The sequence below is a fragment of the Candidatus Seongchinamella marina genome (assembly GCF_026262685.1).
In the GTDB taxonomy this organism is placed as follows: domain Bacteria; phylum Pseudomonadota; class Gammaproteobacteria; order Pseudomonadales; family Halieaceae; genus Halioglobus; species Halioglobus marinus.
Genome location: NZ_SHNP01000003.1, coordinates 420128 through 442590, shown reverse-complemented (window position 1 = coordinate 442590; position 22463 = coordinate 420128). Strand labels below are relative to the sequence as shown.

At 53.9% G+C, this 22463-nt stretch carries 18 protein-coding genes; 14 read left to right on the top strand and 4 right to left on the bottom strand.

Going from position 1 to position 22463, the window contains the following annotated elements; all coding sequences use genetic code 11:
* Positions 1-2 precede the first annotated feature (2 nt).
* From EYC87_RS10455 to EYC87_RS10405, 11 genes are all read left to right on the top strand, one after another.
* A complete protein-coding gene (locus tag EYC87_RS10455) occupies positions 3-1667 on the top strand; it encodes a peptide ABC transporter substrate-binding protein (RefSeq protein ID WP_279252817.1) in 1665 nt (554 codons plus the stop codon).
* Between the two features lie 4 nt (positions 1668-1671).
* Positions 1672-2604, top strand: a complete 933-nt coding sequence (locus EYC87_RS10450; RefSeq protein ID WP_007229547.1) for an ABC transporter permease — start codon at positions 1672-1674, stop codon at positions 2602-2604.
* A gap of 1 nt (position 2605) precedes the next feature.
* Positions 2606-3493, top strand: a complete 888-nt coding sequence (locus tag EYC87_RS10445; protein WP_279252816.1) for an ABC transporter permease — start codon at positions 2606-2608, stop codon at positions 3491-3493.
* Complete coding sequence (locus EYC87_RS10440; protein WP_279252815.1) at positions 3493-5082, top strand: ABC transporter ATP-binding protein; 1590 nt, start codon at positions 3493-3495, stop codon at positions 5080-5082. The genes EYC87_RS10445 and EYC87_RS10440 overlap by 1 nt, the downstream gene beginning before the upstream one ends.
* Positions 5083-5099: 17 nt before the next feature.
* Positions 5100-5951 carry an SDR family oxidoreductase gene (locus EYC87_RS10435; RefSeq protein WP_279252814.1) on the top strand — a complete coding sequence of 284 codons (852 nt, stop codon included), beginning with the start codon at positions 5100-5102 and terminating at the stop codon, positions 5949-5951.
* Entirely contained in the window at positions 5927-6706 is a 780-nt protein-coding gene (locus EYC87_RS10430; RefSeq protein ID WP_279252813.1) for an ATP-dependent zinc protease family protein, read from the top strand. The genes EYC87_RS10435 and EYC87_RS10430 overlap by 25 nt, the downstream gene beginning before the upstream one ends.
* Complete coding sequence (locus EYC87_RS10425; protein WP_279252812.1) at positions 6703-8226, top strand: UUP1 family membrane protein; 1524 nt, start codon at positions 6703-6705, stop codon at positions 8224-8226. The genes EYC87_RS10430 and EYC87_RS10425 overlap by 4 nt, the downstream gene beginning before the upstream one ends.
* Entirely contained in the window at positions 8226-9179 is a 954-nt protein-coding gene (locus tag EYC87_RS10420; protein WP_279252811.1) for an alpha-L-glutamate ligase-like protein, read from the top strand. Before EYC87_RS10425 ends, EYC87_RS10420 begins: the two co-directional genes overlap by 1 nt.
* A 30-nt stretch (positions 9180-9209) precedes the next feature.
* Positions 9210-10013, top strand: a complete 804-nt coding sequence (locus EYC87_RS10415; RefSeq protein WP_279252810.1) for an inositol monophosphatase family protein — start codon at positions 9210-9212, stop codon at positions 10011-10013.
* 15 nt (positions 10014-10028) lie between these two features.
* A complete protein-coding gene (locus tag EYC87_RS10410; RefSeq protein ID WP_279252809.1) occupies positions 10029-10460 on the top strand; it encodes a nuclear transport factor 2 family protein in 432 nt (143 codons plus the stop codon).
* An 84-nt stretch (positions 10461-10544) separates the two neighbouring features.
* Positions 10545-12119: a phytoene desaturase family protein gene (locus EYC87_RS10405; protein WP_279252808.1), complete on the top strand. Its 1575-nt coding sequence runs from the start codon at positions 10545-10547 to the stop codon at positions 12117-12119.
* A gap of 16 nt (positions 12120-12135) precedes the next feature.
* On the opposite strand, the gene EYC87_RS10400 is transcribed toward EYC87_RS10405, so the two are convergent.
* The 3 genes from EYC87_RS10400 to ggt all read right to left on the bottom strand — a co-directional run bounded on the left by EYC87_RS10400 (position 12136) and on the right by ggt (position 16900).
* Positions 12136-13065: a DMT family transporter gene (locus EYC87_RS10400; protein WP_279252807.1), complete on the bottom strand. Its 930-nt coding sequence runs from the start codon at positions 13063-13065 to the stop codon at positions 12136-12138.
* Positions 13066-13082: 17 nt separating this feature from the next.
* Positions 13083-15050 carry an alkyl/aryl-sulfatase gene (locus EYC87_RS10395; RefSeq protein ID WP_279252806.1) on the bottom strand — a complete coding sequence of 656 codons (1968 nt, stop codon included), beginning with the start codon at positions 15048-15050 and terminating at the stop codon, positions 13083-13085.
* Between the two features lie 128 nt (positions 15051-15178).
* A complete protein-coding gene (ggt, locus tag EYC87_RS10390; RefSeq protein WP_279252805.1) occupies positions 15179-16900 on the bottom strand; it encodes a gamma-glutamyltransferase in 1722 nt (573 codons plus the stop codon).
* Between the two features lie 200 nt (positions 16901-17100).
* On the opposite strand from ggt, the gene EYC87_RS10385 reads away from it, so the two are divergent.
* Positions 17101-17706, top strand: a complete 606-nt coding sequence (locus EYC87_RS10385) for a LysE/ArgO family amino acid transporter (protein WP_279252804.1) — start codon at positions 17101-17103, stop codon at positions 17704-17706.
* A gap of 6 nt (positions 17707-17712) precedes the next feature.
* Here the strand turns inward: EYC87_RS10385 and EYC87_RS10380 are convergent, their stop codons facing one another.
* Positions 17713-18726 (bottom strand): TIGR03617 family F420-dependent LLM class oxidoreductase, encoded by a 1014-nt coding sequence (locus EYC87_RS10380; protein ID WP_279252803.1) that lies wholly within the window; start codon positions 18724-18726, stop codon positions 17713-17715.
* A 250-nt stretch (positions 18727-18976) separates the two neighbouring features.
* Here EYC87_RS10380 and EYC87_RS10375 point away from each other — a divergent pair, with 250 nt between their 5' ends.
* Together EYC87_RS10375 and EYC87_RS10370 are read left to right on the top strand one after the other, a co-directional pair.
* On the top strand, positions 18977-20557 hold the full coding sequence (locus EYC87_RS10375) for an AMP-binding protein (protein ID WP_279252802.1): 1581 nt from the start codon (positions 18977-18979) through the stop codon (positions 20555-20557).
* Between the two features lie 22 nt (positions 20558-20579).
* Positions 20580-22442 (top strand): DUF3604 domain-containing protein, encoded by a 1863-nt coding sequence (locus EYC87_RS10370; protein ID WP_279252801.1) that lies wholly within the window; start codon positions 20580-20582, stop codon positions 22440-22442.
* Positions 22443-22463 lie beyond the last annotated feature (21 nt).

Below are 22463 nucleotides of genomic sequence, written 5' to 3'. Positions count from 1 at the left end.
CTATGCCACACATCGATCTTAAGCGAGCACTCTGGATCGGTGCGCTAGCAAGCATATTCGCCCTGTTGCTCGCGGCCTGCGGCCGCGGCGAGTCTAACGTCGCTGCCGGCAATCGCGAAGCGGTAATGCACTACGGCAACGGCACTGAACCACAAGCGCTGGACCCCCATGTCATGACAGGCTCCCCCGACGTTAATATTGCCATGGCCATTTTCGAGGCTTTGGTCACTCGCCACCCTGACACCATGGCGTTGGTCCCCGGCTCAGCCGAACGCTGGGAGATTTCAGACGACGGCAAGACCTACACTTTCTATATTAATCCAAAGGCTCGCTGGTCAAACGGTGACAAGTTAACCGCCGAGGACTTCGCCTGGTCCCTGCGCCGCTCGCTGCACCCTGACATGGGCAACCAGCTTGCCTACGTTTTATTTCCCATCGTCGGGGCAAGAGACTATGCCAGTGGCAAAAACCAGGACCCGGAATCATTGGCCATTACGGTGTTGAATGAACTCACACTACAAATCAAGCTCGACAATCCTGACCCTTACTTTTTAGGCACCATGAGTGTTTACGCCACCTACCCGGTGCACCGTGCGACCTTGGAAGCACATGGCAAAGCAACGGATCGCTACACTCCCTGGACCAAGGTAGAGAACTTTGTGGGTAACGGGCCGTTTACTCTCCACGAGTGGAAGCTCAATCGTCGCCTTGTTGTGACGCGCAGCGAGACCTACTGGGACAAGGATAAAGTGGAGCTTAACGCAGTAGTTTTTCATCCCGTCGAAAGCGAGACAGCAGAAGAAAAAATGTTCCGCGCCGGTCAACTGCACTTCACCGCTCAAGTACCGCTCAGTAAAATTCCAGCCTACAAGGCAATGGAAAACTCACCCTACAGGCAGCGCAAATGGCAGGGCACCTATTTTCTCCAGCTCAACACAAACAGCCCGCCCCTGGATAACCAGCTTGTTCGTAAGGCGTTAGCACTTGCTACTGATCGAAAGAAAATTATCAACACTGTCCTGCGTCAGACTGAGATCCCCAATTCCGTTATGGTACCGGCGGGAACACCAGAATATCGTTCTCCGAGCTCACTGGCTTATGACCCTGAGCGAGCCAGAGCATTGATGGCAGAGGCGGGCTACCCGGACGGTGCAGGCTGGCCGGGAATGGAGTTTATCTTCAATACCAGCGAAAACCATCGAAAAATAGCCGTCGTACTACAGCAGATGTGGAAAGACGAACTCAATATCGATATTACGCTCGCGAACCAGGAATGGAAGGTTTTCCTGGATACATTGAACGAGGGTGACTACGACCTTTCCCGCATGGGCTGGATAGCAGACAGCCTAAACCCAGCAACTTTTCTCAATATTTTCACTACCGACAACGGCATTAATCGCACGGGCTTCTCCAACGCTCGATATGATGAAATAATGCTCGAATTGGTTCCACCTACAGCCGATCAGGGAGAACGCAATGCACTCATGCAAGAAGCCGAGGCGATATTGCTGGAGGCTGCACCGGTGATCCCACTCTATACCTACAACAGTAAGCACCTGGTGCAACCCAGCGTCAAAGGAGCCACACCCAACGTGCTCGATATACAGAATTTTAAATTCATCAGCCTGAACCCAGATGCACCTGTCTGGAAAGACGGGGAACAATAATCCTATGTGGCGATTTATAAGCTTCCGCCTGCTGCAGGCGATTCCAGTGATACTCGCGGTCATCACCATGACCTTCTTCCTGGTGCGAATTGCACCGGGGGGACCTTTCGACAGCGAAAAGGCGGTCATGCCAGAAGTGAAGGCTGCTCTGGAGGCGCAATACCGACTGGACCAGCCGCTGTTCAATCAATACACCGCATATCTAGGCGACCTGGCCCAGGGAGAGTTTGGGCCCTCCTTCAAGTACCCGGGTCGCAGTGTGAACGAGCTGATCGGTGCCGGCCTGCCAGTCACAGCGGAGCTTGGCCTCTACGCCCTGCTAGTCGCTGTCATCATCGGCGGTCTGGCTGGCGTCATGGCCTCGCTCAAGCCCAATACCGCTCAAGATTATCTCCCCATGTCTGCGGCGATGATTGGCATTTGCATGCCCTCTTTTTTACTAGGGCCTCTGTTGGTTCTGGTGTTCGGTATTTACCTGGACTGGTTACCCGTCTCGGGGTGGGGGGACATACCGGGAGACAAAATTCTGCCATCCATAACTCTGGGGTCAGCCTACGCTGCCTATATCGCTCGCTTGTCGAGAGCGGGAATGCTGGAAGTCATGTCCCAGGACTATATTCGCACCGCCCGCGCCAAAGGGCTGCCTGAGTGGCAAGTGGTTACCAAACACGCACTGCGAGGTGGCCTTATCCCGGTAGTTGCTTTTCTTGGGCCAGCTTTTGCAGGTCTGCTGGCGGGCTCCTTTGTCGTTGAGACCATCTTCCAGATTCCAGGACTGGGTCGTTTTTACGTACAAGCCGCGTTTAACCGCGACTACACCATGATCCTTGGAACCACCGTGTTCCTGTCGACCCTAATTGTTTTATTCAACCTGTTATCGGACATTCTCGCCGCCTGGATGAACCCCCGCTTACGCGCACAGTTCGGGGAGAAATAAAATGACTACCGACGTAATTTCCGATATCACCGAAGCGGAACAGGGATCTTCACTTTGGCACGACGCCTGGTTGCGTCTGCGCAAAAACAAAATGGCGTTATTTGGTGGCATAACATTACTGCTATTCGTGATCATTGCCATTCTTACGCCTCTGATCGCACCCTACTCCTACGAGACCCAGAATCTCGACCTGGGCGCCACGCCCCCCTCTGCTGCTCACTGGCTGGGTACCGACATTTTCGGTAGGGACCTGCTCACCCAGGTTATGTATGGCGGACGAATCTCTTTGGCAGTTGGTTTCGTGGCAACCTCTGTCGCCCTGGTCATCGGCATCACCTGGGGTGCCATAGCCGGTTATGTAGGCGGACGTGTGGACGCAGTGATGATGCGCTTGGTAGACATTCTTTACGCCCTGCCCTTTATGATATTTATCGTATTGCTGATGGTGGTATTCGGCCGCAATGTACTGCTGTTATTTTTGGCCATCGGCGCGGTAGAGTGGCTGACGATGGCGCGCATCATGCGCTCCCAGGTTCAGCAACTGCGCCAGCAGGAGTTCGTAGAGGCGGCCATCTCACTAGGCTTGCCTCCGCACATCATTATCCGTCGCCACCTGATCCCCAACGCCCTGGGCCCGATCATCGTGTATACCACGCTGACTATACCCTCGGTCATGTTGCTGGAAGCCTTTCTCAGCTTCCTGGGTCTGGGTATCCAGCCACCGCAAACCTCATGGGGTCTGCTCATTTCTTATGGTGCCGAAACTATGGAAGAGTTTCCCTGGCTGCTAATTTTTCCCGGCCTGGCTTTGACCCTGACCTTATTTTCCCTCAACTTTTTGGGTGACGGCCTGCGCGACGCACTCGACGTACGGAGGTCCAAGGACTGATGTCACTACTTGAAGTAAATGACTTACAGGTAAGCTTCGTCACTCGAATGGGGACGAACAAAGCCGTCGACGGCATTTCGTTTTCCGTGGAAATTGGGAAAATCACAGCAATCATCGGTGAATCAGGCTCTGGAAAATCAGTCGCCTGTTACTCGATGCTGGGACTCATTCCCCAACCACCGGGACGTATTGACGGTGGCCAGGCTTTGTTTGAGGGCCAGGACCTGCTACAGATGAGCGAAGCGCAGCTGCGGGAAATTCGCGGCCGCGACATCGCCATGATTTTCCAAGACCCGATGACTTGCCTCAACCCCTTCATGACCATTGGTAAGCAGCTAGTGGAACCACTGCTGTACCACAAGGATGTCAGCAAAGAGCAGGCAAAACGGCGCGCTATTGAGCTGCTGGAAGAAGTGGGCATACGCGATCCCGAAGACACCTTCGATAACTTTCCCCACCAGTTTTCCGGCGGCATGCGTCAGCGTGTAATGATCGCAATGGCGCTAATTAATGAGCCGAAGCTGTTGATCGCTGATGAACCAACCACCGCCCTGGATGTCACCATACAAGCACAGATTCTCAAGTTAATTGCCGAGCTGCAAACCAAACGCGATATAGGAGTCATCTTCATTTCTCACGACCTGGCTGTGGTAGCAGATATCGCAGATCAGATTATTGTCATGCAGCAGGGTAAGGTCGTGGAAGGTGGCGACAGCCAGCACATCTTCCACAATGCGGAGCACCCGTACACACAGAAACTCCTTTCTGCGATTCCCGCTGACAGCAAGCAACCCATGGAAGGTAAAACTGAGCCTCTCATACAAGTACGCAAGCTTTGCACCTGGTTCGAGCAGGGTAAAAACAAAGAGCCAGTGAAGGCAGTGAACGATGTCAGTTTCGATATTAATCGTGGCGAAGTCCTGGGACTGGTAGGCGAGTCCGGTTCCGGAAAATCAACGATAGGTCGCTCAATATTGCGACTGGTACCGATAACGTCGGGGCAGGTTAGCTTCGACGAAACTGATGTCACCCAACTGCAAGGTGGCAATTTAAAGAATTTCCGTCGCCGCATGCAGATGATTTTCCAGGATCCGTTTGCCTCGCTGAATCCGCGTATGACGGTATTTGATACGCTGGCTGAGCCTTTACTACTGCACGGCATTGCCAATCGAAAAACGGTGGCCAGCGGCGTCCTTAAACTGATGGATGATGTTGGGCTCGCGCGCAATTTCGTACGTAAATACCCGCATGAGTTTTCAGGAGGGCAGCGCCAGCGTATCGCTATCGGCCGTGCACTCGCTACCAGCCCTGAATTTGTGGTGGCAGACGAACCCGTTTCTGCACTGGACGTCACTATTCAGGCGCAAATACTCGATTTGATGCAGGACCTGGGCAAAGAGTACGGTTTGACCATGTTGTTCGTGTCCCACGACCTCGCGGTGGTCCGCCACCTGGCAGACCGTATCCTGGTGCTCTACAAGGGCGAGATTGTTGAGCAGGGTACAGGAGAAGACTTGTTCGAACGCCCGCAGCAGGACTACACCCGACAACTCCTGCAGTCTATTCCTGGCCGCGCCCTGTTAAGCTGATGATGAGTGATTAAAAAATGGATCTGACTGGAAAACACGTTGTAGTCACCGGTGCTACTGCAGGCATAGGCCGCAGCAGTGCAATTACGCTTGCCGGATTGGGAGCTGATCTCACCTTACTCAGCCGCAACACCGAAAAGGCGGAAGCCCTGGCAAGTGAAATCGTCAGCGCGGGGGGCAGGCAACCCACTCTGATCTCCATGGACATGGCGGTGCTGGACAGCGTGCGTGATGCCGCCAGGCAATGTCTTGACCTCAACAAGCCCATAGACGTTTTGCTCAACAACGCGGGGGTTGTCAACACTTCTCGAGTTGAAACAGTGGACGGCTTTGAAGAAACACTGGCGGTCAATCACTTCGCTCCATTTCTGCTCACTGGCATGTTACTGCCATTGCTGCAGAACGCGCCGACTGCCCGTATCGTCAATGTAGCATCGGACGCACACAGTTTTGTAAAAAGCATGGGCTTTGACGATATACAGGCCGTGCAGAGTTACAAGACCTTCCGTGAGTATGGACGTTCAAAGCTTGCCAACATATTGTTCACGCGCAGCCTGGCGAAGCGACTGCCAGAAAGCATCAGTGTTAACTGTCTTCACCCCGGAGCAGTAGCGACCTCATTAGGGTCTCAAAATGATGGCTTTTTATCGAAGTTACTCCCTGCTCTGCTCAAGCCGTTTTTTCGAAGTCCCGACAGGGGGGCTGAAACTTCTATCTACCTCTGCCAGAGCGACGAGGTAGAAGCGGTTAGTGGCGCCTATTTTTCCAACTGTAAAAAAACAAAGCCCAAGCCGTGGGCAGAAGATGATGCGGCGGCAGCAAGACTGTGGACCATCAGCGAAGAATGCGTCGATTTTTCCTATCCATGATTTACAATCTCGCTCACTGTACAGCTGTCCGATATGGTGAGATACGCCAGCGCGAATATCGCGCAAACGACCAAGCCTGGCGCGTAATTGCTGCAGCTTTATTGATCGCCTCCGTCTCTGCCTGCAGTAGCTTCAAACAAACTACCGGTGAACCCGCACCTATCCAGACACCAGACCCGATTCAGGCTCCTGACTCGGAACCGACCTTACCCGCGGGCCCTCCCCCTAGTCCGGACCCGATCGAAACCGAGAGCCCCGTCTCTGTCCAGCAACCGGCAAAGCCACCGACGGAGGTCGCAGTTGCCTGTGAATGTCCGGTAGAAGAGCCTACCCGAATGATTGTGGGGGAAGTGGAGTATGCGCTTGTAGGCAATCGAGGGCTGCTAAAAAAAGCCCGTATTGATACCGGGGCGACAACCAGTTCGATTGGCATAGCTGAGCTCACACACTTCGAACGTGACGGAGATAAATGGCTGAGATTCTCGATTAACGATCGACTGGAAGGAGGGCTTCATACTTTCGAGCGTCCCTTGATTCGCCAAGTGGATATCAAACAACACAATGCAGAGGCAAATCGCAGACCGGTCGTTAGCATGAAAATCACCATCGGTAATATTGTTCAAACCATAGAAATGACTCTGGCAGATCGAGAAGCTTTTGATTTCCCTTTGCTTATTGGCCGCAATTTTCTCGAGGGAAAAGTTATCGTTGATGTCAGTGAACGCTACATCGCGACAACGGCACCGGAAAAATGAACGCCCACCGACAGATTGTCATCATAATTACACTGCTGGTGCTGACTGGCGTCAGCATGATCACCTACAAGCACCGGGTGCTTGGCTTCCCTCTCTTCGCCACTGATACCGAAACCGTCTGGAATATCGAGTCACGCCTGGAGTTCAAGGCGCTGGGTGGACCCGTCAAAGTAAGGATTAATCTTCCCGACTCGGTCTCTGGCGTTGAAATACTTCACGGCAGTGAGGTGTCCTCAGGCTACGATTCTGGGGTTGAGCGCGATCATGGCAAGGATTTTTACCAATGGTCCCGAGACGACGCACTGCCGGGGCAGCAGGCCGTGTTTCTACGCAACGAGGTTTTCTTCAGGGAGGTCCCCATTGTCACCCAGGAAAAACCTCCACTGCCAATAACGCCAGAACTTAATGAGGTGGCCACTCAAGTTCAGAAGGATTTCAGCGATGCCAACGCCAAATCGGGTGCGAAGGAAAAAAACCTGGTACTCAAGATTCTTCGCGAACTTAACAATCCGGCCAGTGAACATCTGGGCGTATTACTGCGTGATGCGCGCCGTCGGTCAGAGCAACTTCAACTGGCCATAGACCTGCTGGCAATGGAAGGAATAGCCGCGCGCATGGTACGTGGAGTGTTGCTGGAGGATCGTCAAAATAATCGCAGTGCCCTTTTTATGCTGAAGGTGTGGTTAGATGGCCAGTGGCAACTATTTGATCCCAGGGAGTCCAGTTCCGTCGCTTGGGATAGCTTCATTATTTTCCAGGAGGGCACGACGCCACTTTTTGAGGTAGAGGGTGGAGAAAACTCAAGCCTCAGATTTTCGGTGCTGAGAGAGCAACGTGCATCCTTTATCACTGCCGTAGAGGCGGCTCGCAATCATCGCAGCTTACTAGTGGATTTTTCTATCTACAGCTTGCCAGTGGCTCAGCAGGGTACTTTCAAATTGCTGCTGCTGATGCCGCTGGGGGCACTGGTCGTCGTAGTATTACGCAACCTGGTTGGCATTCGCACCTCTGGCACGTTCATGCCCATACTCATCACCCTCGCCTTCCTGCAAACCGGCCTGCTGATCGGCCTGCTGTTGTTCATTATGGTGGTGGGCACGGGATTAATCGTGCGCTCTTACCTGACCCGCCTGAACCTGCTGCTGGTGCCGCGAATCGCGGCAGTGTTGGTGGTGGTGATCATCATCTACGGCGCCATTGGTATCGCTGGTCATAAGCTGGGGTTCGAGTGGGGCCTTAGCGTTACAGTATTCCCAATGATTATCCTCTCATGGACGATCGAACGTATGTCAATTCTCTGGGATGAAGAAAGTGCTCACGAAGTCCTGATTCAGGGCGGCGGTAGTTTACTCACTGCGTCTCTGGCCTATGCACTTATGAGCAACCAGATTGTCGCCGACTCAATCTTTCTTTACCCGGAAGCGCTGTTGGTACTGCTAGCAGCCATCATCGCCATTGGCAGCTATAGCGGTTATCGCTTGTCCGACTTACGGCGTTTCGAACCAATGGAGCGCTACTGATGTTCGGACTGGCATCTCCATTGCACCTGCGCCGTAAGGGCGTTGTAGGTATGAACAAGCGCAATTTTATTTATATTGCACAGAGCAATCCTCGGCACCTTTATCCAAGAGTTGACGACAAATTAAAGACGAAGCTCTTGTGCGCACAGCACGATATCCCGGTTCCGCGGCTGATGGGCGTTTGTCGGGTACAACGCCACATTAAGCAATTACCTGATTTTCTCGCCGATGAAAGCCAGTTTTGCATCAAACCCGCTAAAGGCAGCGGAGGAAAGGGCATCCTGGTAATCACTGAACGACAGGGCAATCACTTCGTCAAACCCAGTGGCGTACATGTCACGGAAGAAGAAGTTGCCCGCCATGTTTCAAATATCCTGAGTGGTCTTTATAGCCTGGGCGGCAAACCCGATGTCGCGCTGATCGAAGAATTAGTGCAATTCACATCTGATTTCGATGGCTTCAGTTTTGAAGGAGTACCGGACGTGCGCATCATCGTCTATCACGGCTACCCGGTGATGGCCATGACGCGCCTGTCTACTCACGCGTCCGATGGAAAGGCAAACTTGCACCAGGGGGCAGTAGGTGTCGGTATCGACATCGATACAGGACGCGCACTTAAGGCAGTACAACACGCCAGGCCCATTAGCGAACACCCTGATACTGGACGGGCATTAAATGAGCTGGTGATACCCTGTTGGGATGAAGTGCTGGAGCTTGCGGCCAAGGCTTTCGAAATGACTGAGTTGGGCTATCTAGGTGCCGACATCGTATTAGACCGCAATCGCGGCCCTTTGCTACTCGAACTAAACGCACGCCCTGGTCTGGCGATACAAGTGGCCAACGGTCGGGGGCTAGAGCCTCGGGTAAAATTGGCTGCCAAACAAGCAGCAACTGAGCAGCTAGGTGTAAAAGAGCGAGTCAGCTATTCGAGGGAACACATTGCACCGCTTTAAGAATTGGCTCAGTCATCGACTGCCTGCACAATGAACATTGATCACGATGCGGTAGTCGCCGTTATCCGTGATACCGCCGAACAGGAAATACTTCCTCTCTGGTGCAACTTGCAGCAGCATCAAATCGAGTTCAAAAGTCCTGGTGATGTGGTTACTGTTGCTGATCGAGCCTGCGAAGACAAGCTAAGCAAGGCACTTGTTAATCTCCTTCCCGGCTCGCTGGTGCTGGGTGAAGAGTCTGTACACCGCAACCCCTCCCTGATGAAGACGCTCGAGAGTGAGCGCCCAGTGTGGGTCATCGACCCCCTGGATGGCACCAGCAACTTCGCCGCCGGCGAAGGCCCAATAGCCGTTATGGTCTGCCTGACTTACAAACAAAAAACGGTGGCCGCCTGGATTTACGATCCTGTCCAACAAACCATGTTGCAAGCAGAACTTGGAGCAGGCTGCGCGCTCAATGGTGCCAAGCTGGCAACGGTAAATTTCTCCGGCGCCACTGCTGACATCAATGGCGCACTGTCTACCAAGTATTTGCCAGAGCTCATGAAACCCAAAGCCAACACCGGCGCTCGCTCTCTGGGCGTCACTCGCGCCAGCGGCTGCGCGGGCTTCGATTATCGCGCCCTGGTGACAGGTGAGTATCAGTTTGTCTTTTACTACCGCACGCTGGTCTGGGACCATGCCCCGGGAGTACTCATCGCACAAGAGTCAGGCGCATGCACTGGTCGCCTTGATGGAACGCCCTACCTGCCAGCATCAAACAAGTTAGGATTGATTTGTGCCTCCGATAAAAACATCTGGGGCAAGATCAGTAACCTGCTTGTAGAGCCATAAAAAGGAGTAAGAATTGTGTCCATAGAAAAGAACAAGGCCGTAGTGAAAAAAATGTGGCATGCCCTAAGCGAAATGGATTGGGAAACTATGAAAAGTTGCATGCACCCTGACATTCACTACCAGGACGTACCGAGTGATGATCCGGGAGCCCATGGCCCACAAAACTGCGTTAAAAGACTGCAAATAGCTTTTAATCACCTGAGCAAGCAAGAACAGGTTACCCATCATCTGGTTACGGAGGGTGATATCGTATTTTTAGACCATACCGAGACCTGGACTTTCAAATCGGGCGAGATGGCCTCTCACACTTTTGTCAGCATGCATGAAATCAGGGATGGCCTGATCTATCGTTGGAGCGACTACTGGGATATGCAGAAATTTGTAGGCCAGTTTCCGGCGTGGTTTCTGGAAGAAATGATGAAGGCCTCCGCAGATGACTTTGGCTAGGCGGTGATCGTGATTGCACCTTTGCACAATACGCAATAAGCTGTGCCGCCTCGCGGCTCAGACAACATTAACGGGTAATCTTGAATGTCCCTAGACGCACTCATAATAGGCGGTGGTCATAACGGCCTGGTCTGCGCCTCTTACCTGGCTCAGGCCGGGAAAAAAGTCAAAATTCTCGAACGTTGCAACGTAGTAGGCGGGGCAGCGATTACCGAGGAGTTTCATCCTGGCTTCCGTAATTCGGTCGCGTCTTACACCGTCAGTCTGCTCAATCCCAAAATCATTGCCGACCTCGACCTCCACCGACACGGCCTCAAGGTCATTGAACGGCGGGTGAACAACCTCTGGCCCAACGACAGCGGAGACTTTATTTCGTTTCCGGCAGGCGGCGAGGCGCTCAAGACCGAGATCGCTCGCTATTCAGAACACGATGCCAATGCTCTTGAACGCTATAGCCGCGATACCACTATGGTGGCGGACCTGATTCGCCACTATTTGCTGGAAACGCCCCCAAACGTCGGCGGCGGGATTCGCGACCTCTTCAAAGCGGCGGGCTTTGCCAATCGGCTACGCAAGCTGTCTCTGGAGGACGAGCGCATCGTCATGGATATATTCACTAAAAGCGTCGCTGACTTTCTTGCGCTCTACTTCGAAAATGATTTCGTCAAAGGTGCTTTTGCATTTGATGGCCTGGTAGGCAACTACGCAGACACCCGCTCGCCCGGTTCTGCCTACGTGCTCATGCACCACGCTTTCGGTGAGGTTAATGGCAAAAAAGGCATATGGGGCCACGCCATCGGCGGCATGGGCGCAATCACCCAGGCAATGGCGAGCGCGGCCCGCGAACGGGGAGTAGAAATCGAATTGAACGCTGCAGTTGAGCGCGTGCTGGTTGCAGACGGCAAGGCTACCGGTGTCCTGATGAAAAGCGGTGAAACTCTGAGAGCCAAAACGGTAGTTTCCAACGTCAACCCGGCCTTGCTCTATAACAGCCTGGTGAATGCAGCCGACCTTCCCGAGGACTTTGCCCGCCGAATGCGTCATTATCGCAACGGCTCTGGTACCTTCCGCATGAATGTGGCGCTCAGCGAGCTGCCTAAATTCACCTGCCTGGAAAATCAGGCGCGGGCCACAGAAGACCACCTCACCGGCGGTATTGTAATCGGCCCGACCATGGAATACCTCGACAGGTCCTACCGCGACGCCCGCGAATACGGCTGGTCGAAACAGCCACTGGTCGAAATGCTCATTCCTTCGCTAGTTGACGACACCCTCGCCCCCTCAGGCCAGCACGTTGCCAGCCTGTTCTGTCAGCAGTTTGATCCAGACGTCGACTGGGATCAGCACAGGGATACAGCCGCGGAGCAAATTCTCGACCAGGTTGAAAAATACGCGCCTGGCTTCAAGGCCAGCATTGTCGGCAGGCAGGTGCTAAGTCCGCTTGATCTTGAGCGTAAGTTCGCACTCAACCGGGGCGACATCATGCACGGCGCACTTAACCTCGACCAAATGTTTAGCGCACGGCCGGTGATGGGTCATGGCGACTATCGAGCGCCCATTAAAAATCTTTACATGTGCGGTGCTGGAACTCACCCAGGTGGCGGCGTGACCGGCGCGCCGGGACACAATGCCGCCAAAGAGATACTACGGGATTTATAAAAACCGCTTCAGGCGGTCACGATTTTCCAACGGCGGAATCCCCGTGTCTCGCTTTTAGCCGCCGAGTCTCAAGATAGAGACCTGCGGCGTTCCCGCCGATAATCATAGTGGCACCGATCAGCAGAAATATGCTGACGGTTTCGCCATATAACCACCACGCCAACAGCATAATCAGCGGTAAGCGCAGATAATCCATAGGCATCACTACGGCAGAGTCGGCCAGGGACAATGCGCGGCTGAGGCAGTAATGGGCTGTCAGTGCGGTCGCCGCAGCCACTGCCAGCCAAAGCCAGTCGGTCGACGCAGGTAGTCGCAGTTGGCCAACGATAGGTGCCAGGGAAAATATCCCCTGCATAGCGGTCATGTAAAAAAGAATCACCAGAAAGCTATGGCTATTCTCGCGAAGCAACTGGGTGAGGCGACGAGTGGCAATTACATTGATGCCGAAGCCAAATGCGCCTGCCAACATAATCAGGCTCGCTGGATCAATCACGGCTGCGCCCGGACGAAGAATAATTAACACGCCCACCAGACCCAAAACCAGAGACAACCAGCGACCCCGGGTGAGTGACTCGCCCATAAACAGCGCCGCCAGCAGCGCTGCCCATAAAGGCGTAGTGAATTCCAACGCAAAGACTTCAGCCAGAGGCAGCGCCGCAATGGCAACAAGCCAGGCACATTGGCCTGAAAAATGCGCAGTATTGCGAAGTAAGTGCCAGCCCATAATCCTGGGCTGCATGCGCACACTGGCCATTCCCCCAAGCCTGACCAACAAACTACAGACCAGAACAAAGCCCAACACACTGCGCCAAAACAGTATCTCCAGGGTTGCCAGATTAGCCGTTAGCTCCCTGCTGGCAATCGCCAACAGGCAGAAACACGCCAGTGCCGCCATCATCCACACAACCGCCAACAAAGTATTGTGGCGCTGCTCTATCGTTGACATGGGAACCTCCCCAAAAATCAGGGCGTCACAATATTAAAAGTACCAGTTGGTGTGTCCAACAGACCGAAGAATTCCACCAGGCTCAATTTGCTGCCTTCGAAAGACAAATCATCGGAAAACAGAGCATCGGTTATGCCCACCTGACCCAACGTAAGGCGATTGAACATGGATCGGGAGAGCACCAAGGCTGCATCGACATCGCCTTCCGCGTCTACCTTATAATGACGGAGCACGGAGTTTCGAATTTCCAAACGATAGCGCTGTTTCAGATCGGTAAAGTAAAACTCCACGCTAAGATCCTTGCCACGCGCTTTTCTTCCGTCGAGCTGCACCGCCATTGAATCAAAGAAGCTGTCGATCGCCGTATTAGCCAGGACATCGGCCATTGTTGTTATGTCCACACCCTGCTCGACCGCGCCATTGCGCAATTCCCAGGCGGCAGTTAAATACACATTCCTCCAGGGCCCTGATTCTGCCTGATAACCCATCTGGTCGTAGCAGGTGGCCAGTAATTCACGTACTTCGCTACTGTCCTCACCCGCAAAGACCAGCCGGTTCAACAGTTCTGCAGACCAGCGGTAATCACCGTCATCAAATGCAGATTGGGCCAACTCAACAACCTCGTCTTCACCCCCCATGGCCTCTACGTAACGTTCTGAAGCCTGTTCATCGGGAAGCGGATTGAGTTTGGCTGGGTTGCCATCGTACCAACCCATATACATCTGGTAGACCGCTTTGGCATTGTGGCGCACCGTGCCGTAATAGCCCCGAGTGGCGAAATTCTGGGCCAGGGCCTCTGGCATTTCCAAGCCCTCGGCAATCTCCGCGCTGGTATAGCCAGCGTTTAACAGACGCACTGATTGGTCATGCAGGTACTTGTAAGTATCGCGTTGCTTTTCCAGGAAAGAGAGCACATTCTCGTTACCCCACGCAGGCCAGTGGTGGCTACCCAGATATACATCGGCCTCGCTAAACAGGGAAATAGCCTGGTCGATAAACTTACTCCAGCTCAATCCATCGCGCACATGGGCACCGCGCAGCGTGTAAAGATTGTGCATATTGCGCGACACCAGTTCAGCGCCCATAAACGCCTTATGCTTGGGCAAGTAAAAAGTGTACTCAGCAGGTGCCTCTGAACCAGGCACATTCTGGAACACTATTTTTACGCCATCAATGGTGCGAGTTTCGCCAGTGGTATCAATAATATCAGTGGGCTGCAGGATACCATGGCTACCCATGGCCGGTTCACTGCCCAGACCAGAGCCAATATGTCCACGCTCATGCCTCGGTAAATGAGTGCCGTACATGTAGCCACCACGACGGCCCATCGCAAAACCGGCGATAATATTCTCCCGCGTTGCCGCCTCCATGAAACCAACAGGGGCAATCACAGGAATACCCTGTTGCACCACTTCTTCAACCGAAGCCACACCTAGTGCTCCTCCAAAGTGATCGATATGCGAGTGAGTAAAAAGAATCGCCTTGATAGGCTTTACTCCGAGATGCTCGCGAGCAAACGCAAGCGCATGGGCAGCCGTTTCTTTTGCGGTCAGCGGATCAACAATGATCCAACCAGTATCACCCTCGATAATAGTCATGTTCGACAAATCGAAACCGCGTAACTGGTATATGCCGGGTACTACTTCGAACAAGCCTCGAATATTGTTGAGCCGCTCCTGGCGCCATAAGCTGGGGTTCACTGATGCCGGGGCGTCTCCATCTATAAAGGCGTAGGAAGGAATATCCCAAACCAACTTGCCTGCTTCGGTACGCACCACTGAACTGTCATCTGCGGCGATAAGGCCGCGGACAGCATCTTCAAAATCCTGTTGAGTATCAAGTGGCAACAGCCGGGCGATTGCTGCGTTGTGCTTTTGCGTCGCTTTGGTAGGCTCACTAAAGCCCTGAAAATCGAAGTTCTCTGAGTCCCCTGAACAGCCCATTAGCGCAAGCACGCCGAGGCAAACAATCCATTTTTTAGTCATGATAATATTTTGCTACACCCTTGCGGGAGCTACATTCCCAGTCTGTTTAACGTAAAAGCAGCAGCCCTAAATGATGCCGTTGCGCCACCTATCAAGCATTTGAAATAACCAAGCTATGCCAGCCCGTCCTACCAGGCCACTACCGTGCCGTCCTTGCGCATTTCCGTAGCACCTGCATAACTGCCTTTTTCCTTGTCCACCATGATCGCCTGGTAACCGCCAAAACGAACCCCGCTGGAGTCGATTTGTACATTGTGGCCCATCGCTTCGAGGCGTTTTACTGTATCGCCGGCAACCCCTGGCTCGAGATAAAGCGTGCCCAGAGGGTCGCCGTGAACACCTGTGGGTTCGCTGCCACCGTCATGGAGAAAACGTGCTGCGTCACCGGCCTCCTGCACATTCATGCCGAAGTCCAACATGTTCACTAGAATCTGCGTGTGCCCCTGAGGCTGCATTGAACCGCCCATCAATCCAAAGCTCATTACCGGCTCGCCATCTTTCATCAAGAAGGCGGGGATAATGGTGTGAAAGGGGCGTTTGCCAGGAGCATAAGCGTTAGGGTGGTTGGGTTCCAGGGAAAAAAGCTCACCTCTGTCCTGAAACATGAAGCCTGTATTATCGGCCACCATACCCGAGCCCATACCGCGATAATTGGATTGGATTAACGACACCATCATGCCGTTTTTATCAGCCACTGTGAGGTATGTGGTATCCCCCTCCGCCTCAAGCTTTGGCTCACCCGGCCCAAAGGCAGCGGAGGCCTTTACAGGGTCTATCAGCGCAAAGCGCTCCCGGCCATATTCATCCGATAACAGCCCCGTCAGCGGGGCCTGCGAAAACTCCGGATCGGCGTAATAACGGGCCACGTCTTCAAAAGCGAGTCGCTTGGCCTCGACCATGTAGTGGAAAACTTCTGCCGAGCCTCTGGACCACTGGGTAAGATCGACATTTTTCAGGATAGACAGCATTTGAAGCGCAGCAAAACCCTGGCCATTAGGTGGCAATTCGTACAAGTCATAGCCGCGATAATTAACACGGCCCGGGCTCACCCAATCGCCACGATGTTCGCTGAAGTCCTGATAAGAAAGTCCGCCATCCATACTCTCAAAGTAAGCTGCCATGCGTTTGGCCAGACTCCCCTTATAGAATGCATCGCGCCCATCCAGAGCAATTGTCTCCAAGGTGTCAGCAAGACCTTCATTGACAAAAATCTCCCCCACCGCTGGGGCCCTACCCTCGCGAAACCAGGTGTCTCGAATATTTTCAAGATGAGGGCTTTCGGCGTAGATGCGCTCAAAGAAAGCCCAACTTCGCTCAAGGTAGTAAGCAATTACTGGCGACACTGCAAATCCATTACGCGCATAGTCGATAGTAGGTGCGAGCACCTGATTCATGGGGAGGTTGCCAAAGCGATCATGAATGGCAAACCATCCATCGACCGTTCCCGGCACTGACACGGGCAAGGGTCCGTGACTGGGAATTCCATCAAAGTCAGCCGGCAGCTCGCCACGGGCTTTCATACCCTCAACACGCGCCTGCAGCTGTTTAAGAGTTTGTCCTTTAGGAGAACGCCCGGAGCCGTTGTAGCCATAAAGCTGTTTACTTTGTGGGTCCCAAACAATAACAAAAATATCACCTCCGATACCGTTGCCAGTTGGCTCCATAAGCCCCAGTGCGGCATTCGCCGCAATGGCCGCATCCACGGCTGAACCGCCCTCCTTTAAAATATCCAAAGCCACCTGAGAAGCCAGGGGTTGGGCCGTTGCCGCCATACCATTGCTGCCATAGACGGGACTACGGGACCAGTTCTCGCCTATCGGTCGTCCCCCGGCTCCCAGCTCAGAAATCACTGTCTTGTCCCCGCTTGAGGGTTGAGAAGTAGAACAGGCCATAAGGGCAAAGGGGAAACAAAGGGTGACAAGCAAATTACATCGTAGGACTCTCATTGCGCTCACAGGACGTCAATTGTGTGAGACACAGCATAGCTCAGATTGTGCCGACAGTGGCAGCGGCTTAAACTCGAGCTCTGTTTACGATTGAGAGCCTACGGATGACCGCGCTGATCGCCGGCTTTACCCTCAGCTTGTCGCTCATTCTTGCGATTGGCGCACAAAACGCTTTCGTGTTGAAACAGGGACTCAAGCGGCAATACGTTCTCCTGGTCACCAGCATCTGTGCGCTGTCGGATGCGCTGCTGATGATGGCGGGAGTAGCGGGCTTCGGCGCGCTCGTCACGCAGTTTCCATCGATTGAAATAGTGGCCCGCTATGCCGGCGCCACGTTCCTATTGGTTTATGGAACACGCAGTTTCATCTCGGCCCGCAGCCAGCAGCATGGGCTGGATCCAGCTGGCAGCACCGTTCATAGCGCGTGGCAAACTGCCCTTACATGTCTGGCATTTACCTGGCTTAACCCACACGTTTATCTCGATACACTGGTGTTAATAGGCTCAATTTCTACGCAGTACGAGGACAAATTCATGTTCGCACTGGGCGCCTGCGCCGGTTCGCTTGTCTTTTTTTATGCCCTTGGCTATGGAGCAAGACTGATTACACCGATCTTTCACCAACCCATTTCATGGCAAATACTGGAGGTTCTCATCGGCATTGTGATGTACAGCATCGCAGCAACGCTATTGCTGGGGCTGCCGCTCTAGCCAGAGCTAATTGACGGCGCTGCTAATCTGGCAACGAAGCTCCGCCAATAATGCCACATCAGGCTGGTAAACAACCGGCGAGATCCGCTCTACTTTGCCACGATACCTTGCTGCAATTTTCTGCGCGACTTCCGCAGGCGTCCCCACGACGGCAAAAGTGTTAAGAATGTCATCGTCGATAAGATCATTCAGCTGTGTCCACTGGCCGGCGCGCATCATCTGGTTGGCGTCAGCTTGGAGGCTCTCCCAGCCGTGACACTGAAGCACTGGTAAATACGCTGGGGTGGAAGCGTAAAAGGCGATCTGGTTGCGAGCGGAGGCAATCGCTGTCTGCATGCTCTCTTCATCGAGACCCGTGGCGGTAATGACCTGCGCCGAAACTTCATAATCCGCTCGCGATTTGCCCGATTTTTCCAAACCACGGGTAATAGCGGCAAGCGAAAGCTCGTCCGTCGACAACGCGGTATTAAAGGGATGAAGGAAATAGCCGTCCCCCACCTCGGCTGCCACTTCCGTCATTAGCGGGCCCACCCCCGCAATATAAATCTTTGGCGGCCCGTACTTGTTAGGCTCTGGGGCGAAGACCGGTGACATCAGCGTGTGATGGTAGAACTCCCCTTCAAATTTTAGCTTGTCGCCAGTTTGCCAGCAGCCCCAGATAGTGCGCACTGCCTGCACCATTTCCCGCATCCGCGCGGCCGGCTTACTCCAGGGCATGGAAAACCTGCGCTCGATATGAGCTTTCACCTGGGCACCAAGACCGAGGATAAAACGCCCTTCAGACAGGTTTTGCAGATCGTTACCCAGGTAAGCAAGATTCATGGGGTTTCTGGAAAAAGCCACGGCTATGGAGGTCATCAGCGCCATGCGCTCAGTATTCATGGCAGCGGCGGCAACGGTAATAAATGGGTCGCTCTGCCCCTCAAACGTATAGGCGCCATCAAATCCTGCCTCCTCCAACTGCGAGGCCATCCCTGCGACTCGGGCCGGGTCGAACATTAAGGAGCTATCGATCTTCATAGTGTGGATCTCAGGGCAATTCTGGCAACGGCGAAGTATCCATTTTTCAATACGCAAATGACAGATTCCATAAGGACAGGATACATTGTCATCTGCGCTCAGGACTGAACCGGATTCCAACAATTTGTGGCCCTTCCCGCCATTGATCCCCGCGCATTAAAGGCCAGAATAACGGTCAATCACAAAACGATAACGGCCCGGCTACACAAGGTAGCGAAAGGCCTCTGGAACAATGAAATACGGAGTAAACATGAGCCTCGACCAGCTACACCAACCCCCCTTAATGCCACACCTGCTCGTTGAAGGATTGAATCGCTACAATGATGAACCCTGCCTGTATCTGGGCGACAAGGTCGCAAGCTACAAGGACGTTCGCGAACAGACCAGTCAGTTGGTTCAGGCGCTCCAGTCGAAGGGGCTGGGCAAGGGCAGTCGCGTTGCGATCATCTCGGCCAACCGCCCCGAAGTTCTCTCCAACATAGCAGCGATGCAACTCACAGGATGCATTGGCACGCCTCTGCACCCACTAGGGTCGCTGGATGATCATGCCTACGTGCTCGAGGCTGCTGAAATCGAAACCCTGGTATTCGACGCCTCAGTATTCTCTGAAATAGCTGCTGCGCTAAAGGCCCGGGTACCCGGCCTGAAAAACCTTCTGGGCTTCGGCCCTAACGAAGTCGGCGACGACTACCTTGCCATCGCCGAAAGCTTCAGCCCCAAGCCGCTAGTAGCGCCAGAGGTCAGTGCCGACGATATTGCCTCAGTCAACTTTACCGGCGGCACTACCGGCAAGCCCAAGGGCGTCATGAGCACGCACCGGGTGAGTGCCTACATGACCCAGATCCAGATGGCCGAGTGGGAGTTCCCCGACGAACTGCGCATGCTCATGGCAACACCGCTTTCCCATGCGGCCGCCGCCTTTTTTATTCCTGTGCTCCAGAAGGGAGGCGCCTTTTACGTTATGCAGGGCTTTAGCCCGGATGAGTTTTTCGACACCGTCAGGGATCATAAAATCACCTGCACCATGCTGGTCCCGGTGATGCTCTACTTTTTGCTGGATTCTCAGCGGGCGACCGATGGCTCTATGGACAGCATGGAAACGATTTTCTATGGCGCCTCCCCGATGAATCCGACAAGGCTTGCTGAAGGCATTGCAAAATGGGGGCAGGTCTTTTACCAGTTCTTTGGCCAATCAGAATGCCCCATGGTCATCGCTAACATGCGCAAGGGCGATCACGACCTGTCTAAGCCCGAACGATTGTCCTCCTGCGGCCGCCCCACACCCTGGGTACACCTGGCGCTAATGGGCGATGACGGTAAACCCGCCGCCGAGGGCGAGCCTGGCGAGATCTGTATACGCGGCCCCCTCATTATGAAAGGCTATAAAGATATGCCAAAGCAAACAGCCGAAGCTTTTGAAGGTGGTTGGTTGCACACCGGCGATGTCGGTCGATTAGACGAGGATGGTTTCCTCTACATTGTAGATCGCACCAAAGACATGATTGTCACCGGCGGATTTAATGTTTTCCCCCGGGAGGTCGAAGATGTCTTGGCCACCCACGAGGCTGTTGGCCAGGTCGTTGTGATTGGCGTTCCCGACGAACAATGGGGCGAGTCGGTAAAAGCCGTCGTCGTATTAAAGCCTGGAGTGGAAGAAAGCGATGTGTTGGAAGCCCAGCTACAGGCGCTGGTAAAGGATAAAAAGGGCTCAGTGCAGGCGCCCAAGTCAGTAGACTTTGTGGCTGGAATCCCTCTGACACCAGTGGGCAAACCCGATAAGAAAGCAATCAAAGCCCAATATTGGGAAGGTGCAGCACGCAGCGTGGGGTGACAGAGTCCCTCAAGGAATTTGAATGCAGTTGAAGACCACTGGCTACAGGGCAATCATTGCCGCCTTGGCGGCTACCCTGATAGCCTGTTCGCCAGCGGAAGACCCCGGTCTGTTCCCGGAATACTCTGCAGCAACAGCAAAGCCGATTCCGCAAAAAAAGGCGAGCGATTACAACGCAGACAAAAACCTTTACTGGGGCGATCTTCACATTCATACGGGTTATTCGACCGATGCCTACATCAGTGGTGTGCGCGCCACGCCAGACGATGCCTACACCTTTGTACGTGGTGGCGAAATTCGCCATGTCGCCGGCTACGGCATCAAGCTTAAACGCCCTCTGGACTTCGCCGCAGTCACCGACCATTCCGAGTATCTGGGTGTGATGCTGGCTACTTCGCCAGACCTTCCACTCAATCAGCGCGGCCTGCGTGACCGACTGCTAACTGACAGCGCCCTGCAAAATAGCTGGATGCAACTTCAAAGCATGTGGGGCTTTGACCTGGAAAATGCGATGATCCCTGGCTGGGAAACCATCACCGCCAGCGCCTGGGAAGAAATAGTTGCAGCAGCGCAACGCCACAACTTTCCGGGGCGCTTCACCAGTTTCGTTGGCTACGAGTGGACTTCCATGCCCGGTGAGCGCAACCTGCATCGCAACGTCATTTACCGCGGCACCGCAGTACCCAAACTTCCCTATAGCTCTGTCGACTCTGAAGACCCTCGAGATTTATGGTCAGCACTAGACCTGCAACGACAAGCCGGCATGGACAATTTCGCGATTCCACACAACGGCAACGTTAGCGATGGCCTGATGTACGCCCAGGTCATGTTCGACGGCCAAGCCATGCACGCGGATTACGCCGAAACACGTATGCGCAACGAGCCGATCAGTGAAATTTTCCAGGTTAAAGGTTCCTCTGAAACTCACCCCCTGCTATCCGATGAAGATGATTTTGCAGGCTTTGAAATTTACGACACCCTCCTGGGAGCGAGCCAAGCCGATGTAAAGCCAAAAGGTGGCTACGCACGGGACGCTTTGCGCACCGGCATCGAAATGTCTCACCGTGAGGGCTTCAATCCGTATCGCTTTGGCGTCATTGGCAGCTCGGATGGCCACAACGCCAGCTCCCCAGCCGAAGAGGACAGCTATCACGGTAAGCTGCCGCTCATGGATGGCAGCGCAGGCATACGTATGCGTCAATCCCTTTGGTTGCCCGAGGGTATGCCTGGAGGAGAGCGCTGGAGTGCCGCCGGACTCGCTGCCGTCTGGGCAGAGGAAAACACCCGAGGCGCTATTTTTGATGCCATGCGTCGCAAAGAGACCTTCGCCACGTCTGGACCGCGCATCGCTGTGCGTTTTTTCGGCGGCTGGGATTATGCTGAAAACCTGATCGACGACGATCAATGGATTGAAAAAGCACGTGCCGGGGGTGTTGCCATGGGTAGCAATCTGCCGCAACGCACGGGAACCGCGCCCAGATTTGCTCTGTGGGCCATTCGTGACCCCGACAGCGGTAACCTCGATAGACTGCAAGTGATCAAAGGTTGGCTGGACAGCGATGGCGACTCTCATGAACAAGTGTTCAATGTTGCTTGGTCCGGTGACCGTAAACTCGATGCGCAGGGTGAGCTTCGGGCAGTGGGCAATACGGTCAATGCCGCACAGGCCAGTTATCAGAACACTATCGGCTCGGATCAGTTAGCGACAGTGTGGACAGATCCAGATTTCAACCCTGACCGAGAGGCCTTCTACTACGCCCGGGTAATTGAGATACCCACGCCTCGCTGGACGACTTTCGACCGCAAAACACTGGGTATGGAGCCACCTGAGCGAGCCAGTCTCCAGGAGCGCGCCGTTACCTCAGCCATCTGGTATAGCCCCTGAAGAAAAAGATCAAGGCTGGAC

What these genes read in the sequence shown, in the direction of transcription:
- EYC87_RS10455 (WP_279252817.1), top strand. Translation starts at nt 3, where the DNA reads ATGCCACACATCGATCTTAAGCGAGCACTCTGGATCGGTGCGCTAGCA.
- EYC87_RS10450 (WP_007229547.1), top strand. Translation starts at nt 1,672, where the DNA reads ATGTGGCGATTTATAAGCTTCCGCCTGCTGCAGGCGATTCCAGTGATA.
- EYC87_RS10445 (WP_279252816.1), top strand. Translation starts at nt 2,606, where the DNA reads ATGACTACCGACGTAATTTCCGATATCACCGAAGCGGAACAGGGATCT.
- EYC87_RS10440 (WP_279252815.1), top strand. Translation starts at nt 3,493, where the DNA reads ATGTCACTACTTGAAGTAAATGACTTACAGGTAAGCTTCGTCACTCGA.
- EYC87_RS10435 (WP_279252814.1), top strand. Translation starts at nt 5,100, where the DNA reads ATGGATCTGACTGGAAAACACGTTGTAGTCACCGGTGCTACTGCAGGC.
- EYC87_RS10430 (WP_279252813.1), top strand. Translation starts at nt 5,927, where the DNA reads ATGCGTCGATTTTTCCTATCCATGATTTACAATCTCGCTCACTGTACA.
- EYC87_RS10425 (WP_279252812.1), top strand. Translation starts at nt 6,703, where the DNA reads ATGAACGCCCACCGACAGATTGTCATCATAATTACACTGCTGGTGCTG.
- EYC87_RS10420 (WP_279252811.1), top strand. Translation starts at nt 8,226, where the DNA reads ATGTTCGGACTGGCATCTCCATTGCACCTGCGCCGTAAGGGCGTTGTA.
- EYC87_RS10415 (WP_279252810.1), top strand. Translation starts at nt 9,210, where the DNA reads ATGAACATTGATCACGATGCGGTAGTCGCCGTTATCCGTGATACCGCC.
- EYC87_RS10405 (WP_279252808.1), top strand. Translation starts at nt 10,545, where the DNA reads ATGTCCCTAGACGCACTCATAATAGGCGGTGGTCATAACGGCCTGGTC.
- EYC87_RS10400 (WP_279252807.1), bottom strand. Translation starts at nt 13,065, where the DNA reads ATGTCAACGATAGAGCAGCGCCACAATACTTTGTTGGCGGTTGTGTGG.
- EYC87_RS10395 (WP_279252806.1), bottom strand. Translation starts at nt 15,050, where the DNA reads ATGACTAAAAAATGGATTGTTTGCCTCGGCGTGCTTGCGCTAATGGGC.
- EYC87_RS10385 (WP_279252804.1), top strand. Translation starts at nt 17,101, where the DNA reads ATGACCGCGCTGATCGCCGGCTTTACCCTCAGCTTGTCGCTCATTCTT.
- EYC87_RS10380 (WP_279252803.1), bottom strand. Translation starts at nt 18,726, where the DNA reads ATGAAGATCGATAGCTCCTTAATGTTCGACCCGGCCCGAGTCGCAGGG.
- EYC87_RS10375 (WP_279252802.1), top strand. Translation starts at nt 18,977, where the DNA reads ATGAGCCTCGACCAGCTACACCAACCCCCCTTAATGCCACACCTGCTC.
- EYC87_RS10370 (WP_279252801.1), top strand. Translation starts at nt 20,580, where the DNA reads ATGCAGTTGAAGACCACTGGCTACAGGGCAATCATTGCCGCCTTGGCG.